Raw genomic sequence first — 24,267 nt, 5'->3', positions numbered from 1 at the left:
AATCACCACTCAGTTACCTCATATTCTTCCACTACAGCCCCAACTGACTTGTTACGTTGAATAACAATTTCTTTTTCAAGCCAATCACATAACTGCTCTAATCTTGATCTTTCAAACACAATCGCAATTGGCACACCAACGGAAAATGCCTGTTCAATTCGAGAAATTAGCTTCATAGCTAATAAGGAATGACCACCTAAATCAAAAAAGTTGTCGGCCATGCTTACCCTGTCTTGTTGCAACAACCCCTGCCAAATTTTCGCAACGCTTTGTTCCAGTTCAGTCACTGGCGCGATGTATTTGGCTTTGACAAAGTCATCTGCTCTAGGTTGTGGAAGTCGGCTGCGATCCACTTTGCCATTGGTATTCAGCGGAAAAGCCGCCATCTGCACATACGCAGATGGCAACATGTAATCAGGTAAGCTAGTCGATAAATAGGCTTTAATTTCAGATAAATCCAATGGGTTAGCCGCGATAAAATAAGCGATAAGCTGCTTATCACCTGCTTCTGTATCAATAGCAATGACTACGGCTCCGGTTATGCCATCGAACTTACCCAATTGGGCTTCGATATCACCGAGTTCAATTCTGAACCCACGGATCTTGACCAGATGGTCGTTGCGGCCAAAGTAGTTGATTTCACCGTTTCGATAAAAGCTGGCTAAGTCACCGGTTCGATACACTCGTTTCCCAAGAACCCAATCGCAATCAAGATAACGCTCTGCGGTAAGTTGGGGCTGTTGATAATAGCCTCTTGATAAACAGTTCCCGGCTAAATACAGCTCGCCGATGGCTCCCATCGGGACAGGCTGCAAATACTCATCCAAAATATAACAGGCCACGTTGGGCAATGGTCGGCCAATCGTCGGCAAATCAGGCCATGAGGCAGGTTCTCCCTGTAATGTCTTGGACGTTACAACATGGGTCTCTGCCGGGCCATAGTGGTTCACTAACTTACATTGACTATGTGTCGTGAAGAACTGTCTGATGGCCGCTGTGATTTTGAGCCTTTCAGCACTCGAAACAATACCCCTTAATTCGGGGAACTGTAGCCTATTGACACCGCTATACTCAGCCAAGTTCTGCAATACGGCATAAGGTAAGTTCAGGATTTGAAGTTGCGCCTGCTGGATTTGCTTCGCTAACAGCCGAATATCCAACTGAGTCGATTTATCAATAAGCTGTACTGAACCCCCGGACAACAACGGCATGAATATGTCTTCAAAACTGAGATCAAAACCAATTGATGAGAATTGTAACCAACGGTTCGGCCCCGTAAGCGCTGGCTCAAGCTGGCTAATACCTCGTAATAAATTGCTCAGCGCCCGCTGTGGCATTTCAATCGCCTTAGGCTTACCCGTTGAACCTGAGGTATAGAGCACGTAACCGAGATCATCCAGGGAATATTCGATAGCCAAATTACTCGCTGGCTGTTTGTCCAGTATCTCTGCTGTACAAGGGTCGTCCAATAACACCATTTTCTGGCGTTTTACCGCAAACCTATCCTTCAAGGAGCACATCGTTACTAAGATCTCATCAGACAGATCACTAAGAATTATGTTTAAGCGTTCTGTCGGTAATGAGGTATCCAGTGGCACATAACCAGCACCCGTTTTTAAGATAGCGATAACAGTGATGACCATCTCAAAGGAACGTTCAATGAACATCACGACGGGGGTATTCACTTTCGCTCCCTTGTTCAGGAGATACTGAGCAAGTTGATTGGATCGCTGATTTAACTCACGGTACGTCATCGTCTCGCCAGCAAAATTCAACGCAATCTCATCGGGAGTAGCCTTAACTTGGGCTTCGAATCTCTCAATCAGAGTTTGTGAGCTGTCATACGGTAATACCGTTTGATTTAACGAATGCAGCAGGAACGCCCGTTCCTCAGAATCAAGGATGTCGAGTGACAGTGCGGCAACCTGTACCTGACTTTGCAACGCAGCAACAAGTTGCCTGCTAGCATTGATGAGATACTCCACCAAGCGTTCAGCATCAAATCGACTGTCAATTTGGGCTGCAACAGAAAAATCATCACCGAAATCGTCAATGGATAGGGTAATCGGGTAATTGGTACGTTCTCTTATATCGACCAGCTCAATGCCGGTTTTTTGCCAAAGCTGGTTAAGTTCACTTGTCTCGCCACTCACTTCGGAGTGACGGTAATTCAAAATACTGTCGAATAAACTGCTAGAACCCGCCAATTTGCTACACTGTTCAGCAATTGCAGTCGGTACTTGCTCGAATTGCAGCAAGCTAACCAGTTTCTGTTGCATTTCCTGCACTAACTGAGCCACGCTCAACTGACTCAAATCAACACGCAGTGGCAAGGTATTGATGAATAAACCAACTACTCGCTCAACATTATCAACACCCTGCAAGCGACCAGATAATACAGTACCGAATATTACATCTTTAGTGCCGCTGGTTTTTGCCAGAACCAATGCCCATGCCATGTGAAAAATAAGCGCTGGACTTATCTGCCATGCAGAAGAAGAGCGACGAATCTCTGCGGATAAATCCGCAGGCAACCCAATTTGGATTTCAGTGAATAAGTTATTGTCAACCATTCCACTTGTGATCCCAAAGGGCGCCGTGATTTCATCAACCCCGGCCAATTGCTCGGTAAAAAACTGCTGCGCCGCTTTCGTATCGGTTTGGCTGATGGCGTTTAAGACAAACTCCCGATAACTGAAAGCTTCTGGCAGCGACTTTTCATCACCTGTCAAGATAGCCAGCAACTCTTCTTGAATAATCTCCAATGACACATGATCACTTATCAGGTGATGCTCCTGCACCATAACATAGAGCTGCTTTTGCTGGCGGTCGATAAACCGGGTTACTCTGACCAACGGTGCCTGAGTAACATCCATCCATTGTTGTGATGGTTCCATAAACTGCGCTAACTGCTGCTGGATATCAACATCATCCCGCAAATCGATGTCAACCACCGGTAATGGCAGCTCTTTGTAGATAACCTGCACCGGTTCATCAATACCTTTCCAAAAAATTCCAGTTCGCAGCGCATCATGCCTCTGTACTATTTTATCCAATGCTGCAATAAAGCTTTCCATCTCGGTGTTTGACGGAAATGAATACAGCATCGGAGTAACATAAAGGTCAGATTGCCCACACATCATGTGATGGAATAAGATCCCTTCCTGTAATGGCGCCAAAGGATAAATGCCAACAATATTTTGCTCACCGCCCGGCGACTGAGATACGATCAAGGCCCGCTCAGTTTCCGACAGGGAAACCATACTTTCCAATGCTTCATGGGCTGTTAACAGCAGTGATTCCTGCTCGGTTGCCTGTAGTGGATCGTAAAGTTGTTTCGCCATATCCCGTAATTTCGGGTACTCAAACAAGGCCCGAATATCCAATCGATAACCATGCTTTTTAATATGGGATAGCATCTTCATGCTCAACAACGAGTGTCCACCCAACTCAAAGAAGTTGGCCACAGCACTGACTTGTGCCAATCCAAACAGTGTTCGCCAAATTTCAGCTAGCAGTGTCTCCTGTTCAGTGGCTGGCGCGATATATTCAATTTCCCCCTGAGCAACAAAATCTGGTTTAGGGAGCGCTTTACGATCCACTTTACGGTTGGCAGTAAGCGGTATTTCCTCTAGCACCACAAAAGCCGAGGGGACCATATAGCTCGGTAACTGCTGACTTAATAGGTGTCGGATCTCAGCAATTTTCTGCTGACCATCAAGGGTGATATATGCTGCCAGATACTTGTGAGCCGATTCATCCTCTCGAGCAATGACAACCGCATCGCGAATGGTAGGCAGGCTACGCAACCTTGTTTCTATCTCCCCTAACTCAATACGGAATCCACGGATCTTAACCTGATGGTCATCACGCCCGTAATATTGAATATCCCCTGCCAGTGAGTAACGCCCCAAGTCGCCAGTTCGATAGAGCTTTGGATAGCGGCTTACAAAAGGATTATCAATAAATCGTTCACGGGTTAATTGCTCTTTGTTGATATAGCCCCGTGCGACACCGTCACCCGCGACACAAATTTCACCAACAGCACCAAAAGGCACAAGCTGTTGGTTTTTGTCCAACAAGAAAATTGCCGTATTTTGAATTGGGCGCCCAATACTGAGGGTGTCTCCCTGAAAATCGTAGGCAATGCAAGTATTGACCGTGTATTCGGTTGGCCCATAGGCATTGACTAAACGGGGTAAATGCCCTGGTCGCTGATACCATGCAACCACTTTATCTGGCTTAATCTGCTCGCCTCCGACACTGATTTGGCGAATATGTTCAGGTACCAAAACCGTATCTTCACTTACCACTTCGTGCCAGAACGTAGTTGGCAAATTCACCGCACTGATCTGGTATTCCCGGCACCTTTGCCAGAAAGTGGCAACATCTATCAACCAATCTTCGCCACGTAAGACCAAAGTACTGCCATTGCCAAGGGCGCCAAATATTTCTTCAATAGACATATCAAAACTGAGGGCGGCAAATTGCAGTACCCGATCCTGCTTTGAATAAAGATAGGCATCTGCAAGACCCACCACCAGATTCACCAATGCCTGATGTTCAATCATCACACCTTTCGGCATGCCCGTAGAACCCGAGGTATAGAGAACATAGGCCAAGTGAGTAGAACACAAACCCAATTCAGGGGCGGCAATATTATCGGTTGAGAATCCTGCAACCGAGGTTGTAGTCACATCAATACTCAATGGACTATTTTCAGGTAATAACTTCTTGTTATGGCTGTTGGTTATCACCATCAAAGGCTGTGCATCATCAATAATATAAGCAAGCCTTTCTTGCGGGTACGCAGGATCGAGAGGCAAATAGGCACTACCCGATTTCAAGATGGCCAGTACCGACACAATCATGTCAATACTTCGCTCAATACATATCGCAATCATTGAATCCGGTTTGGCACCCTGAACAACCAAATAATGTGCCAACTGATTAGCTCTGGCATTAAGTTGGGCATAAGTCAATTGTTGGTCACCAAAGGCCAACGCAATAGCATCCGGCGTTTGTTCAGCAAACGCTTCTATCCGCTCATGGATACATTGGCTACGGTCATACTCTACCGCTGTCTGGTTCAAACTGTGCAGCAGGTAATCCTGCTCTTCCGGCGGTAACAAGGCCAAATCGCCAAGCTTTTCGGACGGACAGGCCACAATGCTCATCAACAAGGTCGTAAAACGTACCACCAGCCGCTTTATCGTCTCCTCTGCAAACAAATCCGTGTTGTACTCGAAATTAAAAGTCAGTCCTTCCTCTGTTTGGCTGGCATCCAGTGTCAATTCATACATCGCATTGCGGGTCTGTTCCGGCTTCGGCCACAAACTTACCCCTTCCAATTGCAGCGCCACACTGTCATTCGTATTCATAGAAAACATGATTTGGAACAACGGTGAATAACTGGTGCTACGTTCCGGTTGCAACCGCTCCACTAATAACTCAAACGGGACATTTTGATGCCGCTGGGCAGCCAGGTTTACCTCCCGGACCGATCTCAGGTAATCGATAAACGATTGCTCCAGCTCACACTCGCTGCGCAATACCAGCGTATTCACAAAACAGCCTATCAACGGCGTTAATGATGTCTGCAAACGGTTAGCTATCGGGGTTCCCACCACAATATCCCGTTGCCCGCCGTGGCGACTGAGCAGTACCGTAAACGCCGCATGCAACACCATAAAAAGAGTGCACCTTTGTGTCAGCGCCAGTTGCTGCAACCCTTTGCTAACCTCATTGTCCAGGCTAAATTCATAACTGCGACCATGGCTGGTCTGGTTGGCTGGCCGCCCGTAATCCAGAGGCAACCCGTGCACTGGGGGTAAATCCGACAACTGTTGCTGCCAATATTCTAACCCTGCCGCTAACTGAGATTCTCCTTCTTCACTGTGTTGCCAGACCGCATAATCGGCATATTGAATCTCCAGAGCCGGTAACGGGTTAGTCCGACCTTGACGATAAGCCTGGTACAAACTCACAAGTTCCTTAACCAGTACCCCCATTGACCAGCCATCAGAAGCAATATGATGCATGTTAAATAACAACACGCCCTGCTCCGTTGAAGTGATGATGTAGTGACAACGCACCATCACATCCTGTGTTAGATCAAATCGGTAGGTCATTTCATGCTGAATAGCCCGTTCAATCCACTCCTCTTGCCCGGCTTTGCCTATGTCACTGATATCCGATTGAGCTATCTCAAACGACCACTCCGGCTTGATAACCTGCCAGGTTCCATTTTCATCGCTGTGGTAAACAGTACGCAGCACTTCATGTCGATCTATGATGGTTTGCAAGGCCAGATTCGCTGCCGCCAGTTCAAATTTACCGCTTACCGCATAAGCTGACACCATGTTGTAGGCGGTGCTATCACCGCCAAACTGCTCGATAAACCAGATCCGTTGTTGAGCATAAGATTGCGGTAATAAATTTGTCTTGCGTTCAAGAATAGGAATTGTTTGATAACGCTTATCCGACGCCGCATAAGGCACTCTCTCTGCAAGTAAAGCCACTGTTGCAACTTCAAAGATATCTCTTACCTGTAAACTGCATTGAAACTGCTCATTAATCTTTGTGATCACCTTAGTCGCAATTAATGAGTGGCCTCCAACCATAAAAAAGTTGTCATCCCGGCCTATTTGCCCAATACCCAGCATTTCGCACCAAATAGCTGCCAGTACTTCTTCTTTTTCGTTGATGGGTGGCGTACTGGCTTTAACAGCAATATCACTGTTTTGCGGTGTAGGAAGCGCTTTGCGATCAATCTTGTTGTTTAGCGTAAGTGGCAATGTTTCGAGCTGAATAATTGCTCGTGGTAACATATAGGCAGGCAACTTCTGCTCAAGGTGTTGACGTAGAGCATCAATATCAATTTGTTGCTCGGCGACCAAATAACCCGCTAGATACTGTTGTGTTTGCTGATCGTTTAGCGCAACCACAACAGAACGGGTTATTTGTGGAAACAGGTTGATAACCTGTTCAATTTCGCCAAGTTCAATTCGGTGGCCCCGTAATTTCACTTGGTAATCATTTCTGCCCAAATACACAAGTGAACCTTCTGTAGTGTAACGGGCAAGATCACCCGTTTTATAAACCCTGGCGGTTAAACCGTCAGAAAATGTCAGGTTGATGAATCGCTCGACAGTCAGATCTTCACGTTTAAAATAGCCCTCAGCAAGCCCATCGCCGCCGATGTATAACTCTCCCACTGCCCCGAAAGGCACCAGTTTTAATTGTTCATCAAGTAAATAAATTGTGGTGTTATTTAACGGTAACCCGATAGTAACAAGTTGCTGTTCAAGCAGTTGTGCGTCTAGTTTCGCAATGGTTGACCAAACCGTGGTTTCCGTCGGCCCGTACATATTCCAGAGAGCATTACCTTTGCTCAATAATGCCGTTGCTGTCGCTAATGGCAATGCCTCACCACCACTGATCATTTTTAACGATGAGCGCCCCTGCCAGCCTGATTCAAGCAACATATTCCAAGTCGTTGGCGTAGCTTGTAACAGCGAAATGTTATGTTGTTCGAGTAGTACAACCAGTCTAGCGGGATCAATCACGTCCTGCTGCGCCGCCACTACACAAGTGGCGCCAGACAACCAAGGCAGATAGAGCTCTAACACGGCAATATCAAAGGAAATAGTCGTGATGGCTAAAACATTGTCCTGTGCCATACACTGCAAGTTATCTTGCATTGAGATCAAGAAGTTATTAACCGCAGAGTGACTGACCATAACACCTTTGGGCTTGCCCGTAGAACCCGAAGTGTAAATCACATAGGCCAGAGCTGATGCGGCTAAACCGATCAACTGTTTAGGAATATTGGTGGTGGGTGATTGGCTAAGGTCAATGTGATCCAGTAAACAGGTTAATTCCGCAAAACCGACTAATCGTGATGCACATTCACGGTTACTTATAATACGGTTACTTATAATGCATTGTGGCTCCGCATCGTTCAGCATATACCGCACTCTATCGGCAGGAAAGCTGGGATCAATCGGAACATACGCTGCCCCTGCTTTCATCACTGCCAATAGTGCTGTAACCATGTCGATGCCTCTCTGCAACAACACAGCAACTCGCCCACCCGTTGAAACGCCCTGCGCTCTTAATTGATGTGCTAGCTGATTAGCTCTGGCATTAAGTTGCACATAAGTCAACTGCTGGTCACCAAAGATCAACGCAACGGCATCCGGCGTTTGTTCAGCAAATGCTTCTAGCCGCTCATGGATACATTGGCTACGGTCATACTCTACCGCTGTTTGGTTCAAACTGTGCAGCAGGTAATCCTGCTCTTCCGGTGGCAACAGAGCCAAATCGCCAAGCTTTTCGGACGGAGAAACCACTATGCCTATTAGCAAAGTCGTAAAACGCGCTGCCAGCCGCTTTATTGTCTCCTCTGCAAACAAATCCGTGTTGTACTCTAAACTAAAAGTCAGACTTTCCTCTGTTTGCTGGGCCTCTAACATCAATTCATACATCGCATTGCGGGTCTGTTCCGGCCTTGGCCGCAAACTTACCCCTTCCAGTTGCAATTCCACATTGTCATTCGTATTCATAGAAAACATGATTTGGAATAACGGTGAATAACTGGTGCTGCGTTCCGGCTGCAACCGCTCCACCAACAACTCAAATGGGACATTTTGATGCCGCTGGGCAGTCAGGTTTATCTCCCGGACCGAGCCTAGATAATCAATGAACGATTGTTCCAGCTCACACTCGCTGCGCAACACCAGCGTATTCATAAAACAGCCTATCAACGGCGTTAATGATGTCTGCAAACGATTAGCTACCGGGGTTCCCACCACAATATCCCGTTGCCCACCGTGCCGACCGAGCAGTACTGTAAACGCTGCATGCAACACCATAAAAAGAGTGCAACCCTGTGTCAGTGCCAGTTGCTGCAACCCTTTGCTAACCTCATTGTCCAGGCTAAATTCATAACTGCTACCATGACTGGTTTGATTGGTTGGGCGCCCGTAATCCAAAGGCACCCCATGTACTGGGGGTAAATCCGACAATTGTTGCTGCCAATATTCTAACCCTGCCGCTAACTGAGCTTCTCTCTCTGGGCTGCGCTGCCAGACCGCATAATCGGCATACTGAATCTCCAGAGCCGGTAACGGGTTAACCCGACCTTGACGATAAGCCTGATACAAGTTCACAAACTCTTTAACCAATATCCCTATCGACCAACCATCGGAAGCAATATGATGCATGTTAAATAACAGCACGCCCTGCTCCATTGAGGTGCTGATATAGCGACAACGCACCATCACATCCCATGCCAAATCAAATCGGTAGGTCATTTCATCTTGAATGGCCTGCTCAACCCACGCCTCTTGCTCGGCTTCGCCTATACCATGGATATCTGATTGGGCTATCTCGAATGACCACTCCGGCTTGATAACCTGCCAGGTTCCATTTTCATCGCTGTGGTAAACCGTACGCAGCACTTCATGTCGATCTATGATGGTTTGCAGGGCCAGATTCGCTGCCGCCAGTTCAAATTTACCGCTTACCGTATAGGCTGACACCATGTTGTAGGCAGTACTCCCACCGCCAAACTGCTCGATAAACCAGATCCGTTGCTGTGAAGAACTTAGAGGCAATTTCTGGGTTCGAAGAGCCGGTTCAATCACCATTTCATTGCCAGGGATATCCACTCTGCCTTTATCGAGAAAATCGATCAGTTCAGCCTTGTGTGTTTTAATCTTGGCTTTTAGTTCATCTGGAAAGTGAGCCCCCTTTAACTTAAACCCTAACTTACCCTCTTTACTGAATAGCAATACACCCTGCTCATAAGCGTCTTTAACTAATTTAAACATGTCCATCATAACCACCCCTCTTCACCTGCTGTTTCAAGCTCACTTTGGATTTGCCCTTGTAATTGCTGGTTGCAGATTAATTCTGCAAGTTCATGCAAGAGAGGTGTCTGGAAAACCTGCATAGCACTAAGCTCAATGACAAATGCAGCATTGATTTCCGTTATTAATTTGATTGCCAACAATGAGTGACCGCCTAGTGCAAAAAAGTTATCGCCGCGCGATATTTGTCTGACATTCAGTACCTTTTGCCAAATTGCTGCCAAAAAGATTTCCGTTTCACCAACCGGTTCAATAAAATTATCGCTTTTATCATGCTCTGTATTAGGTTCAGGCAGCATCTTACGGTCAATCTTGCCATTAGGCGTCAACGGCCATTCTTCAACCACAACCATAACTGACGGTATCATGTAGTCTGGCAAGGATTTAGCTAATGCAGATTTGATACCCTGAATAAACCGAGTTTGAGCCTGCTGCCATTCTGCACTCTCCCTCTCATTCGTCAGCTTATCCGACACCAGTTTGATGTAGGCAACCAGTTGTTTGTCACCTGCCAAGGTTGTCTTGACCAGCACCAGAGACGAGTTCACCCCTGCCTGCTGATTGAGTTGATATTCAATCTCACCCAGTTCTATTCTGAAACCACGGATTTTCACCTGATCATCAATACGACCAACGAACTCCAGATTACCGTCTGACCGGTAGCACACCAAATCGCCGGTTTTGTACAAACGCTCACTACTATCGGTATTGGCCGGATCATGAAACGGGTTGGCAACAAAGCGTTCCTTCGTTAGTTCAGGACGATTAATATAACCACGGGCTAAGCCCGCGCCGCCGACATAAAGCTCCCCTGTAGAGCCGTAAGGCACAAGTTGCTGCTCTTTATCCAAAATATAAGCCTGACTATTGCTAATAATCCTGCCAATAGTCGGTGTGGTGTGCACGGGAGAATCCAATTTCGCCCAAGTAGAATATGTCGTATCCTCTGACGGCCCATATAAGTTATAAACTGTTACACCTTCATTTTTCTCATATATTGCATTGACCAAATTTGCAGATAAAGCCTCGCCGGCCAAATTAATAACTCGAGTACCCCCCGGTATCGCATTTCGTTCAACCAAAGAGTTCATTGCTGAAGGTACTGTATTTATCAGAGTCACCTGGCAGTCAATACCTTGATGTAGAACCAGAATGTCCTCAACAACACACGTCCGCGTACCCGAAACTAAGGGTAAAAATAGTTCAAATATTGATAAATCAAAGTTCAGAGACGTTGACATGAGAACACAAGCAATGTCCTCCTTTGTATATTGCGACCGAGCCCAACTGAGCATGGCAATTGTATTACTATGCTCAATCATCACCCCTTTAGGTTTACCCGTTGATCCTGAGGTGTAAATCACATAGGCCAGATGACTGGCAGTCAACGCCAATGAATGCTTATCCAGATTAGTAATAGGATAGTGGCTGTATGCCGTGTTGATTTGACTATTCGTACCGCCAAGATTATCTAATATCACCCGATGACCGTTGAAATCTGACAGTACCTGCTCCAGGTGTGACTGGATCAGCACTACCTCAAGCTGTGCATCTTCCAACATGTAACCCAACCGTTCTTGAGGATATCTTGGGTCCAGCGGCACATAAGCTCCGCCCGCCTTGAGGATCGCCAAAATGCCGATTACCATCTCCAGTGAACGCTCCACACATAAACCCACTAGCGTATCCGGCCCAATAGCATGGCGTTCCAACAGATAGTGCGCCAACTGGTTGGATTTTTCATTGAGCTGCCTGTAAGTCAATTGGCTATCACCACACTCCAGCGCAACGTTATCGGGGTTTTCTTCGGCCTGTAGTTCAAACAGCTCGTGGATACACTTGTCCTTTGGATATTCTACATAGGTATCATTGAGCGTATGCCGCAGGTACGCGATCTCCACATTTGACAACATCGGCAGACTGGCAAGTGAACCCAGTGTATAGTCATTTGCCTTCGTCTCTTCGGCCAGCCCTATCAGTAAACGTGACAGGTGATCATTGAGCTGCTCAATATGTTCATGGCTGAACAAACTGGTGTCATAGACCCAATGCAAATGCAATCTATGTTCACTAATACTCAGGTCAATATTGAGATCAAACTTGGTTTGGATATGGTCCGGAGCTATTGAATTCAGCTTCATTCCCGGCAGGTTGAAGGTAACCTCGCCAACGTCACTATTCAGTCCATAATCTGTATCGGTCGTTAACATGATTTGGAACAATGGCGTATATGCTGTACTCCTCGTTACTTGTAACTGTTCAACCAATTGTTCAAACGGCACATCTTGATTGGCCTGAGCATCCAGATGCACCTGTTTGACATGAGAAAGGTAATCACTAAGCATAGCGTGCCTAGTATCTACTCGTAGTATCAAGGTGTTGACAAAGAAGCCAATAAGCGTTTCCAGCTCTGCCTGCAAACGGTTCGCCACTGGCGTGCCTATCACAATGTCATAGCTGTTGCTGTGACGAGATAATAATAATGCCAACGCAGCGTGGAACAGCATGAACGGAGTCAGTTGATGTTGTCTGGCCAAACTGACCAGTGCTTGCGTAGTGTCCTCCTGCAATGAGCCTGTCACCACGGCACCTTGATGTTGCCTTACCTTCGGCCTCGGTCTGTCCAGCGGCAAACCGTGTACTGGTGGTATCTCATCCAACTGCCGCTTCCAATAGCTGATCTGCGATGCTAAATACTCACTTTGCAACCTGTCACGTTGCCAAACTGCAAAATCAGCATATTGAATGTCAAGTTCCTTTATTTCGACATTGTTCCCATTGCGTAAAGCATCATAACGAACAACAAACTCATGGGTAAGAATATCCTCAGACCAGCCGTCAGACGCAATATGATGAGCATTAAATAGCAATACGCCATTATTGACTTGACGCTGAATAAAGGTGGCACGAATCATTAAATCGCGGCTTAGATCAAAAATTTGTCTAGCGTCTTCTTCCATTAATTCAGCTACATGCTGACTTTGTTGCTCCTTAGGCATACAGGTTAAATCAATATAATTAAGCGTCAGATTTCTTCCAGATAAAATTTTCTGGAACGGCTTGCCGTCTTTCTTAATGTAGACCGTACGTAATATTTCATGACGCTCAATGATTTGATTGAGCGCTAGTTCAGCCACGCCAACATCAAATTCGCCCTCAACAGCAAATGCAATGGGCATATTGTATTCCGCACTACTTTGGTCAATTTGGCTAAGTATCCACAAACGCTCTTGAGCAAATGACAGAGGCAATAATTCACCTGTTCGTGGCTGTTTGGGGATCGAATCAACTGTCGTCACCGTCCGCTGTTCAAGCATAACCGCAAGCTCGGCAAACGTTGGATGATCAAAAATAGCTCTAACAGCAATTTCCCGTCCAAGTTCCGCGCGTATTTTAGAAATTACCCGAATGACCAATAAAGAGTGGCCGCCGAGGTGGAAAAAGTTGTCGTTTCGACCAACCCGGTTAATATTGAGTACTGATTGCCAAATACCGGCTAATGCTTGCTCGATCTTGTTAGCAGGTTCAACCCACTCAACGTGATGATTCACTAAACAAGGCTTCGGCAATGCATGGCGATTAATTTTATCCGCCGCATTTAATGGCATCTTATCCAGAATCTCATAGTAGCCGGGGATCATATAATCCGGTAAGTGATGACTTAATCCCTGCTTAATGTCATTAGCAATCTGCTCGATCTGAGCAACATTTGCAGTTAATACGAGATAAGCAACCAGGCAATTTTCACCCGTTCTGTCTTTATGAACGAGTACTACTGCTTCCGCCACTTGGGGTAACTTCACCAAAGCCGACTCAATTTCCCCCAGTTCAACACGAAAACCACGAATTTTTACCTGATTATCAATACGCCCAACAAGTTCCAGATTGCCATTGGCGTCCCAATAACCTAAATCGCCAGTGCGATAAAGTCGGGTCCCATGCCCGTTCATTGTGTGGAAGGGGTTATCTTTAAAACTTTCTGCCGTTTTTTCAGGGTTATTCCAATAACCTTTGCCCACACCAACACCAGACACGCATAATTCGCCAATAACATTAGTAGGCAGAATTTGCATATGTTGATCCAGAACATACATGGTTAGGTTTGGTAACGGCTTGCCTACAGGAATATTTTGAACGTGTTCTTCTAGCGGCTTGTCAATAATAAAATAGGTAATATCGTCCGATGCTTCGCTAGGTCCGTAACCATTCATCACCGGAATATGAGGATAATATTGCAACCAACGATTAACCAAAGGCACAGGACAAGGTTCAGCAATAATCATTAACCATTTCAGATTCGGTAATGGCGTTGCTACCTCACCCTGACTAAGCAAATGTTCTAACAATATTTTCAACACTGACGGAGCAGTTTGAATCAGATGAATATGTTCGTCTTGCAACACACGAACATATTCAGGCAAATCCATAGCATCAGGCAGAATGACTGTTTTGCCCCCACTTAACAAAGGCGCCAGAAATTGCCACACAGAGACATCGGAAGAAGAAGCTGCACTTTGTAGAAAGTTACGTGATAACAGTTGATTATGACGCCCCATGAAACCGAGAACATCAAATTCAGCATCAATATGATTCAAAGCCCCGGCATGGTGCACCAATGCACCTTTAGGTTTGCCAGTAGAACCGGAAGTATAAATCATATAAGCCAGATCATCAGGATAACACTCAACCTCCGGGTTAGTATTTGCGTAATGACCCAATGAGGGCCAGACCACATCCAACCGAAAACATTTCTGACCATTGAAGGCTAACCCATTTAAATGGCTTTGAGTTAAAACCACATTAACCCCAGAGTCAGCCAACATATACGACAAACGCTCAGGTGGATTAGTCGGGTCCAAAGGAACATAAGCAGCGCCGGCTTTCATAATGCCAAGTATGGCAATGACAAACTCGATGGAGCGTTCGGCATAGATAGCAACAATATGATTTCGCTTTATTCCTTGTTCTATCAGATAGTGCGCCAATTCATTAGCACGCTGATTAAGTTCAGTATAAGTGATACGGTGTACGCCACATACAGCAGCAATAGCCGCTGGTGTTTTTGCTGCCTGATGTTCAAAACGTTGATGGACAGTAGCTGTTTTATCATAAACAACCACAGGGCTATTAAACTCGTTAATAAGCCGCCGTTGTTCGTTAATAGGAATAATTGATAATGTCAGCAATGGTGTTTGTGGAGCCTGATTAAGCGCATGAATAATGGCCATCAATGCTGTTCTCATATAAGTCAGAACATTAGCCGTTCCTACTTGTGACTCAACATGAACCTGCATCATGAAATCATTATCAAGCTGATCAATCCCCATTTCTAACGGATAGTTGGTATATTCTTTGGCTTCTATGATTTCAAAATGATGACTTTGGTTGGCAATCTCCAATTTATTTTTGTGACGTAAATTCAACAGGCTGGTAAACAAAGGTGTGCCACCTGGCAAGGAGCTATAACGTAATGCCTCGGAAAGCGGAAAATGCTCGTAGTCGGACAATTCAATGAGTTCATCACTAATTTGGGTTAATGCTTCGCTTACCGACAGATTTGTCAGATTTATGCGTATAGGCAGCAAATTAATCAACATACCCAAAATACGATCATTTCCACGAATAGGCTGCATTCGCCCTGACATCATGGAACCAAATACAACATCGTCTTTACCACTACATTTAGCAACGACCAATGCCCAAGCCAAGTGAAAAATATTTGCAGCACTAATACATTGCTGAGTCGCCAAGCCAATAATTTGTTGCGCTAAACGCGGACCAACCAATTCTCTGGCAGTATCTATTTTCAACCCGTCGTTATAAACATCTAATAACCCGAAAGGCGCGGTGGTTTCAACAACATCAGACAGTTTAGCTTTAAAGTAATCAACGCCACTATTGGATTGGTTAGCTCTTAATGAATAAGCAACAAACTCACGATATTGAACCGGAGTAGGCAACAACACATTTGGATCTTCAAGCAAAGCGTGCATTTCTGCAATTTGCAATAAGACAGAAATATGATCACTTAATAAATGATGTTGCTTTAATAGTAGAAAACACTCATCAGTCTTCGTATCTTTAGCTGCAATCGCTTGCATCATAGGCGCACGATCCAGCTTCATATGGTGGTGTTCAATTGCAGATAATTCTGCCAAAGTTTCCAATGCTGAGAAACCTGGAGCAACAGCTTGCCATTGTAAAGGAACAGAGGCTGTTCGATGAACAACCTGAACTGATGTGGTTAAATCATGCCAATGAATAGAGGTGCGGAAAATATCATGGCGTGCCACTATCTTATCAAGCGTATGTAAAAATGCTGTCAGCTTTTGCTCATTAGCAAACTTTATCAGAATGGGGATGATATAAGTATCACGCTCTTCATTCATTCGATGGTGAAAGAAAATGCCTTCCTGCAACGGTGATAATGGATAAATATCTTGTATGTTACTGGCACCACCTTCAACTTGCTGGCAAATAACTGCGATTTCTTTTTCACTCAAAGTCACCATATCCAACATATCAGGCGTGATATGTTCAACATGCTCTGCAAGCTTGTTAACAGCCACCTCTTGATGGGTTAACGTTTCCTCATCCTTACGGACACAAGATAAATGTAATGCCAATTCTGCCAGTGTGTTAGTTCGATAAATCGCGCGGATAGGCAGTTCATAACCACATTGTGCCAACTCTGCTCGCAATGACATAATCGATAAAGAGTGACCACCCAGAGCAAAAAAGTTGTCATGGCGGCTGACTTTACTCAAGGCTAATAGCGACTGCCACAGTTGCGCTAATACCAGCTCGGCTTCGCCCTCAGGGGCAACAAATTCCTGCTGACTATAATCTTGTTTTTGTGGTAGTGGCAATTGCTTAAAATCTAACTTGCCGTTTTGTGTCAGTGGCAATTTCTCTAACTGCACAACGGCAACAGGCAACATGTAGTCAGCCAGTTTGCTCTTCATCGCCAGACGAATAGCATCAATATTGATGGTTCCTTCAGCAACAACATAAGCAATTAATTGCAGTCGATCATCGGAGCCAAGTTGTCGAGGATAGACAACCGCTTCATGAATGCCGGGATAATCCATTAATTGATTACTGATTTCTTCTGGCTCAATACGAAAACCGTTTATTTTTACTTGGTTATCATTGCGCCCAATAAACTCTAAATTACCATCGGGTAACTGACGTACGATATCTCCTGTGCGGTAAAGTCGCCCCGGACCAAAAGGATTAGCCACAAAATACTTCTCGCTATCTTGTTCACGATTAAGATAGCCACGTGTTACACCTGTTCCACCAATATATAATTCCCCTTGAAACCCTGAGGGGACACTTTTTAAATTCGTATCTAATATATAAAGTTGGGTGCCATAATTAGCTTTACCAATGGGAATCATCGCCGTTACATCAGCCAAGGATGCCATGCAGTAAGCAGACGCGGTTACTGTTGTTTCAGTCGGGCCGTATGTGTTGATAAGTTCGATAGCAGGACCATGTTCGAACCATTCGCGAGCACTAACGGATTTAACCATTTCGCCACCCAAGATCACTAAACGTAGTGAAGAATCAATAGGTTGACGACTGTAATTCACCAGTTGATGCCAAAAAGCGGTAGGTAAACTGGTCACCGAAATTTTATGGTGTCGGCAAAATGCCCAAAATGCATCAAAATCGTAATGAATATCATCAGCTCGTAACACCAGAGTGCCACCGTTACATAAGGAGCCGAAACATTCTTCCACAGAAATATCGAAGCTGACCGAAGAAAACTGCAAAAACTTATCATGTTCAGTCAGTCTATAAGACTCTGTAATGTGTGCAACAAAATGACTCAACTGCTTATGTTCAACCATCACCCCTTTGGGCTGTCCCGTTGTACCGGAGGTATAAATCACATAAGCCAGATGCTCCAACTGTAAACCAATATTACTTGCGGATATGTTTGCCACAGAACGCTGGGCCAAATGTTCATTAAACTGAGCATCATCAAGCAATAGTGTTGCGATCTTGCATGCTGCGAATCGATGTGCAATGGAAGACATTGTTATACAAACAACAGGTTCAGCATCGGTCAGCATAAACTGCAAACGACCATCGGGATAATCGTGATCCATAGGAACATAAGCAGCTCCAGCTTTCAGCGTTGCCAACATCGCCACGACCATCTCACTCGAACGCGGCAAGCAAATAGCAACACGGCTATCAGGCCGAACTCCCTGCTCAATTAAATAGTTAGCTAACTGATTGGCTTTATTGCTCAATGTGGCGTAAGACATTTGTCGTTCGCCATCCACGATGGCAATAGCATCAGGATGCCGTTCAGCATATTGCTCAATTTGCTCATGCACTAATGTGATGGTCGGACAAACAAGTTTTTCTCCTGCCACAGCAGATTGACTTAGATTCCATAACGCCTGTTCAACGCCTTTACTCACCAGATCAAGTGAAGTTAATAACGCTTCAGGCTGTGCAACCATTTGTTCAACCAAAGTCATAATGCTTTGCAATAAATGTTCAGCCTGATGTGACGAGAAATAATCATGACGATAGTCTAGTTGGAGCTGGGTGTTTTGCTTATCACCGTAATTACATAATATAACGGTGAGAGGAATATCTTCACGCCCATGACTAAGGTAATTAGTTTCCGTATCCAAGCCACTAGCACTGAAATCAAAATCAATCTGTTGATAGTTAAAAACAATATCAAAAAGACGTTCGCGACCTTGAGCACGTAAAGATAAATCCTTATATAAAGCACTCGAAGGATAAGAGCGATAACGATAGCCACTTTTTATAGTACGTGCTGTCATTGCTACTGATTCAGCCACCGACATCTGCTCATTTTGCATGCACATTACCGGTAGCATTGACATAAACGAACCAACCATATTGCGTTGAGCTGATGTAGTACGATTATGTAAAGGCGTCCCGATGAGGACGCCATCACTTTGGTTGATACGGTTTACTAGAGAAGCAATAGCGGTGATAAAAAGTGGCGATATTGGTAAATTGCATTGACTCGCCTTGGTTAAAAATAACTTATATCTATCAGGTTTGATAAAGTATACAAGCCTGCTATTTTTCCTTAAATCGGCAGTTACAAAGCCTTCTTTCCTATATTGGAAAGGCACATCTGGCAAGTGGTGGAATAACTCTTTCCAATACTTAGCTGCCTTTGCTAATTGCTGACTATAATTCTCCGGTAACGGTTGCGCAGCAAGATCAAGAAACCGCTCTCCCGTGTTTTCTTTAAGCTTATTTCCCAGCTCCAATTGCTGGTAGGTGTCGAAAATACTTCGAAACCAGTTAGCATAACCGACACCATCAATGATGATGTGATGAGAAATAAAGTATAGCCAGAAACGATTTGTAGCCAACTGAATTAAGCCGACTCGATAAAGCACATCCTGTGCTAATCTAAATGGCTCAGAGAATATCCGTTCAATAATAGCCAAAGCTTTAGATTCCGCCTCTTCTTCACTCGAAAGATCTAAATGAGACAGTTCAAAGTGATGGTCTTGAACAATATGAGCAAATTCAACTGTATCTTTTAGCGCATCCAAACCAACATGATGCGGCATTGAGTACTTATCTACTATTGAACATCGAAGTACAGCGTGTTCTTGGATAGTGTGTTTTATGGCGCATTCGAGATTCTTTATATTAATAGATTGTTTAATCTCAACATAACCACCTATATTGAACGCTGCTGTATCCTCTCTACTTATATGATCAAGATAAATTTCTTTTTGCTGTTGATTTAGTGGAATAACAAGCTGTTCAACTTGATCTAGAAACATACTATAATCCCTTTGAAAGATATTATTTTTGGTTTTTATTATTTATAAGCTCCTTAAAATTATTTCCTCACAATAATTTCAGCTAGCATTTCCTCATACTCTTCATAATAACCGACTTCTACAAAACCAAAACGTTGATAAAATGATTTATGGCGTTCGCTCGTTTCGTCATAACAAACAGTAATCCTGTGACAATCAAGCTGCTGTTTCATTTCATCCAGTAATAACTGCATCGCCTCACTTCCAATCCCTTGATTTTGGTAAGATTGATCAACCATCATTCGATACAGATTATATTCGTTGGGTTTGCCTTCATTAACGCAACGCTCATACATTGCAAAACCAACTACCTCCTCGCCGTAACAGATCACTCTTGCTCTGCAATATTCATTAAAATGTGATTCGACAATTGACTCTGAGTTTGGCGCGACGAAAACTTCTTGTCCAGGTCCAACTTCAAGAGACATGACATCCTCATAATTGTCTTTATCGACATCAATCAAAGATACTTTCATCATTAACCTACTTGCTTTTTAAGAAATATAATTAAGATACGGACGGTACTTCTCGAAAAAACTTTCACGCTTCATTAATCCCAAAAGTCCACATAAACTTAGCCAATTGTAATACAGATTTTCACGCGGCATTTTTTCTTTAATGCTCTTAAAACTTACAAGGGCTGAAGCTCGAGTATGAAAATCGATATTAAAAGAAATGCTATCAGTCAACGTTCTTACATGATGAAGCATACCCGCTGGCATGATTAATATATCACCTTGATGTACCTCAATCGTGGACTTGTTTATATTAGCTATCTCACTAACATTCTGAATTTCTGGATTATACTCAAACCAGCGCCATCCTCGACGAGAACAGGCATCTCTTTCCTCCCAAGGAATAAAAGAGAATCTCTTGCTTCCCTTTATCTGAAAAAATAGATTGTTCGTTCTTAAAGTATCAAAGTGCAGTGGCGTTATAGCTCCGACTGGAGACATAAAAAATTGAACAAACTTCCACCATTCATTTCGGTAAAGCTTTGGCAAAATAGTTAGGGGAAAATCACCTACGTCATCAAGTAACTGTTGAGCTTGTAAAAAGATAGGAATGTCATGACAATAGGGAATATCGTTACCCATCTCTCCTTTTTTATATGCATTCAGAGTTTCTAAATAACGATACATTTTGGCTTGCTCAGAACGCACACCATTTGCATCAAAAAATTTGATCACAACGTCAATTTGAGGACACTTATCTTGAAAGTATTCAGAATTCCATTGTTTTATCGCAGGCCAGTCTTGCAGTAATCCTCGGTAAACTATCGCGTATCCCCGAGCAAGTGTGTGATCAAATTCAAGTTGATTAAACTTAGTAAGTTCTACTACACGGCTCATAATTCTACACTCCTAGCTAAAACTTTATTCCTAATTGCTGCTAACCGATAACCTCTGGACTTCACTTTCGAAGTTATTACTATTCCTTGATTTTAAACTGGCGAGAGCCTGTTCTATAATCTTCAATCCTTTTACCAGTGTGTCTTCATCAATGGTCAAAGCAGGCATCAATTTCAATACTTCATCATTAGGACCACACAACTCCACAATCAAACCATTTTCAAAGCAATGCTTCACCAAATACTGTGTTAATGAGGAATCAACCATTTCTATACCTTGCATGAATCCAATTCCCTTAACTCGCAGTACAAATTCATGATACTTTTCAGCCAAAGAGTCCAAGTACGTTCGAATTAATTCAGCCTTATGCTGAATTATCTTCTGAAAAGAGCTATCACCCCAATATTCATTTAACATCGCTTTTGAAGCGACAAATGCTAAGTTATTACCTCGGAATGTGCCGTTGTCTTCTGCCGGTTTCCACACATCAATATCGGGAGAAATAAGCAGTAATGACATAGGTAGCCCAATACCGCCAATAGATTTGGAAAGACAAACTAGGTCAGGTTTAATATTTGCGCGCTCAAAACTAAAGAATGTTCCGGTACGACCACAACCAGATTGAATGTCATCAACGATGAATAGAATGTTGAACTCTTCGGTGAGTTTTCTCAACGCCCTCAACCATTCAACAGAAGCAACATTTAATCCGCCTTCTCCTTGTACAGTCTCGAGAATTACCGCAGCGGGAAGATCAACCCCTGAACTGGGATCGGCAAGTAACTTTCTAAAATATCCTATATAATCAAATGCTCCATTGATATAACCATCAAATGGTAAACGCGTAATTTGAGAATATAGTCCAGGTTGGCGATGATGTTGACTACCTGTTAAACCGAGCGACACACCCGTCATACCGTGAAAGGCATTGGTAAAACAAACAATGTTTTCTCTTTTTGTATACTTTCTTGCTAATTTTACCGCAGATTCAATGACGCTCGTACCTGTAGGACTGGTAAATTGCAAACGATATTCAAGTTGTCTCGGTTTCAAAATCTTATCAACAAATGTCGATATAAACTCCATTTTTGCTTCCGAGTACAAATCAAGCCCCATAATAATACCATCATCTTGAATATACTTAAAAATCTGTTGTTTTATGATTGTATTATTATGTCCATAGTTTAAAGCACCAGCGCCACATAAAAAATCAATGTAACTCCTACCATCTATATCGATTAAGGTAGAACCTATACCATTTCTAAATATTACGGGAAATCTACGGCAATATGAGCGAACTTTAGACTCATAATTACTGAATATTTCTTCTATTTCCATAATAACTCCACAGTAATCCAGACAAAGGCCCAGATTGATTTAAGTTAACACCAATCCTTTTATATCAAATTAACCATAACATAATAACCAGAAAATTTATTTTGGTTGCAACTTTATCATTATAATCTTTAGATTAAAACCTATCGGATTATCAAAGTGATCGGATATTTCCCTATTCTTTCACTATCCCATATAACCATAAACTCTCCCTAATGCATACAGGTTTGAAGCGCAAATCATCACATATACCCTTCATCTTTCAAGCTGCCGCTTTGTTGGCTGCTTTCACTCACCCCAGTCACATCGTATCTATGCTCCTGGGGATTCATTCACTTGCCGCCACGCTGCAACTCGAAATCTATTAGGTATAATTATTAAGAGTTTTAAATTCACCCATCTATTTTTCTAAAAAACATTCATCTCTACCACCCGTAATTATTACCTGAAATTATTAATTATAATTTTTAATTGCCACCAGTAATTTTTCCTTTATAATAGGTAGAAATGGATTTGTATTGACATAATGATTCTGTAACCACATAACTCCGCATATTCCTAATATCTATTTTCCTCAATAGCACCATCGCTAAATCTGCTACGGTTATACATTTGAGCAGATTACAGGCAATTAACGTCGTACTATTTAATTCTCTACTTCGATATACTATTGGAAAATAATAGCTAGCCAACTCATATGAAGGCAAAAATAAAATACATCTTGGGACAGTTGTTTATATTTAGATAACGAAAGGAACGTTAACACAGGCTGAACATTAACACAAACAAAACACTAATAAAAGCCAAACACTAATCAAACAACTAAAAAATTTAATATGTCAGAAAGAAATCTTACCACTAACATTGCTATTATTTTACCCTTGAACTAATTAACAGACGTTATAGTTATACTCAACAAACAAAACCGTTCAGGTAATCAAATGTCATTATCCCTCACTGCTCCCGGGTGGTTAGCTCTATACTCACTGTTCGTGGTAATACATCCACTAAATATAGATATCTATACACGCCGACCTCAACAGAGTCTATTATGCGCCTGGCAACAGTAGGTACTCTGATTAATTTATCAAACTACTATAATCATAAGAAGTTATTATTCTTTAGTAAAAACAGCCTCTCGAATGATCTCCAGTGCAGTAGGATTTTCAATCAAGGCAAGATCACCCGGCTCACGCCCTTCACATATCGCCTGCATAGTTCGACGCAACATTTTCCCTGAACGAGTCTTGGGAAGCTGGGATACGAAATAGACCCGTGCCGGGCGGCCCACACTGCCAATTTGTTTGTTCACCAAGCCCATCAGGGCTTTTTCCAGAGAGGAATAATGCTCAGCATTCTGAATTTCCTTCCCATCCTTGAGAACGGCAAAAGCAACTGCGGCTTGTCCCTTGATGGCATCCTTGATGCCAATAACGGCTACTTCGGCAACGTCTTCATGACCAGCAATACACTCTTCTATCTCCCGCGTTCCCAATCGGTGTCCCGCAACATTAATCACATCATCCGAACGTCCCAAAATAAAATAATAGCCATCACTGTCACGGATACCCCAATCGAATGTGGAATAAACAGGCTGGTCGAAATGACGCCAATAGGTATTGATGAAACGTGTATCATCACCATAGATGGTTTGAATGCAACCTGGAGGTAAAGGCCCTTCAACAACGAGCAAACCTTTTTCGTTATCGCCACACGCCTCGCCAGTCAGTTCATTGATGAGCTTGACATGAAAACCATACATCGGGAAGCCAGTGCTGCCAAACCGGTTCGGCCTGTCATCCAGAACGCGGGCGATAGCCATAATCGGCCAACCAGTTTGGGGTACCGTCAGGATTCCTG

6 protein-coding genes are annotated in these 24,267 nt (G+C 43.6%); all 6 read right to left on the bottom strand.

Translation table 11 applies throughout. The features are described from left to right. Positions 1 to 2: 2 nt before the first annotated feature. Positions 3 to 9,845: a non-ribosomal peptide synthetase gene (locus tag KZ793_RS11435; RefSeq protein ID WP_225815456.1), complete on the bottom strand. Its 9,843-nt coding sequence runs from the start codon at positions 9,843 to 9,845 to the stop codon at positions 3 to 5. Next, complete coding sequence (locus KZ793_RS11430; RefSeq protein ID WP_225815455.1) at positions 9,842 to 19,681, bottom strand: non-ribosomal peptide synthetase; 9,840 nt, start codon at positions 19,679 to 19,681, stop codon at positions 9,842 to 9,844. The genes KZ793_RS11435 and KZ793_RS11430 overlap by 4 nt, the downstream gene beginning before the upstream one ends. Positions 19,682 to 19,740: 59 nt before the next feature. Continuing rightward, positions 19,741 to 20,199 carry a GNAT family N-acetyltransferase gene (locus tag KZ793_RS11425; protein ID WP_225815454.1) on the bottom strand — a complete coding sequence of 153 codons (459 nt, stop codon included), beginning with the start codon at positions 20,197 to 20,199 and terminating at the stop codon, positions 19,741 to 19,743. A gap of 15 nt (positions 20,200 to 20,214) precedes the next feature. Next, a complete protein-coding gene (locus KZ793_RS11420) occupies positions 20,215 to 21,072 on the bottom strand; it encodes a cupin-like domain-containing protein (RefSeq protein ID WP_225815453.1) in 858 nt (285 codons plus the stop codon). A 30-nt stretch (positions 21,073 to 21,102) separates the two neighbouring features. Beyond that, entirely contained in the window at positions 21,103 to 22,410 is a 1,308-nt protein-coding gene (ectB, locus tag KZ793_RS11415; protein ID WP_225815452.1) for a diaminobutyrate--2-oxoglutarate transaminase, read from the bottom strand. A gap of 1,111 nt (positions 22,411 to 23,521) precedes the next feature. Next, the coding region (locus KZ793_RS11410) for an AMP-binding enzyme (RefSeq protein ID WP_225815451.1) at positions 23,522 to 24,267 on the bottom strand (746 nt) is incomplete at its 5' end.

It is taken from the genome of Photorhabdus antumapuensis, assembly GCF_020387775.1.
Lineage (GTDB): Bacteria > Pseudomonadota > Gammaproteobacteria > Enterobacterales > Enterobacteriaceae > Photorhabdus > Photorhabdus antumapuensis.
The sequence above is the reverse complement of the archived record's forward strand: the minus strand, read 5'-3'. Positions and strand labels throughout refer to the sequence as shown.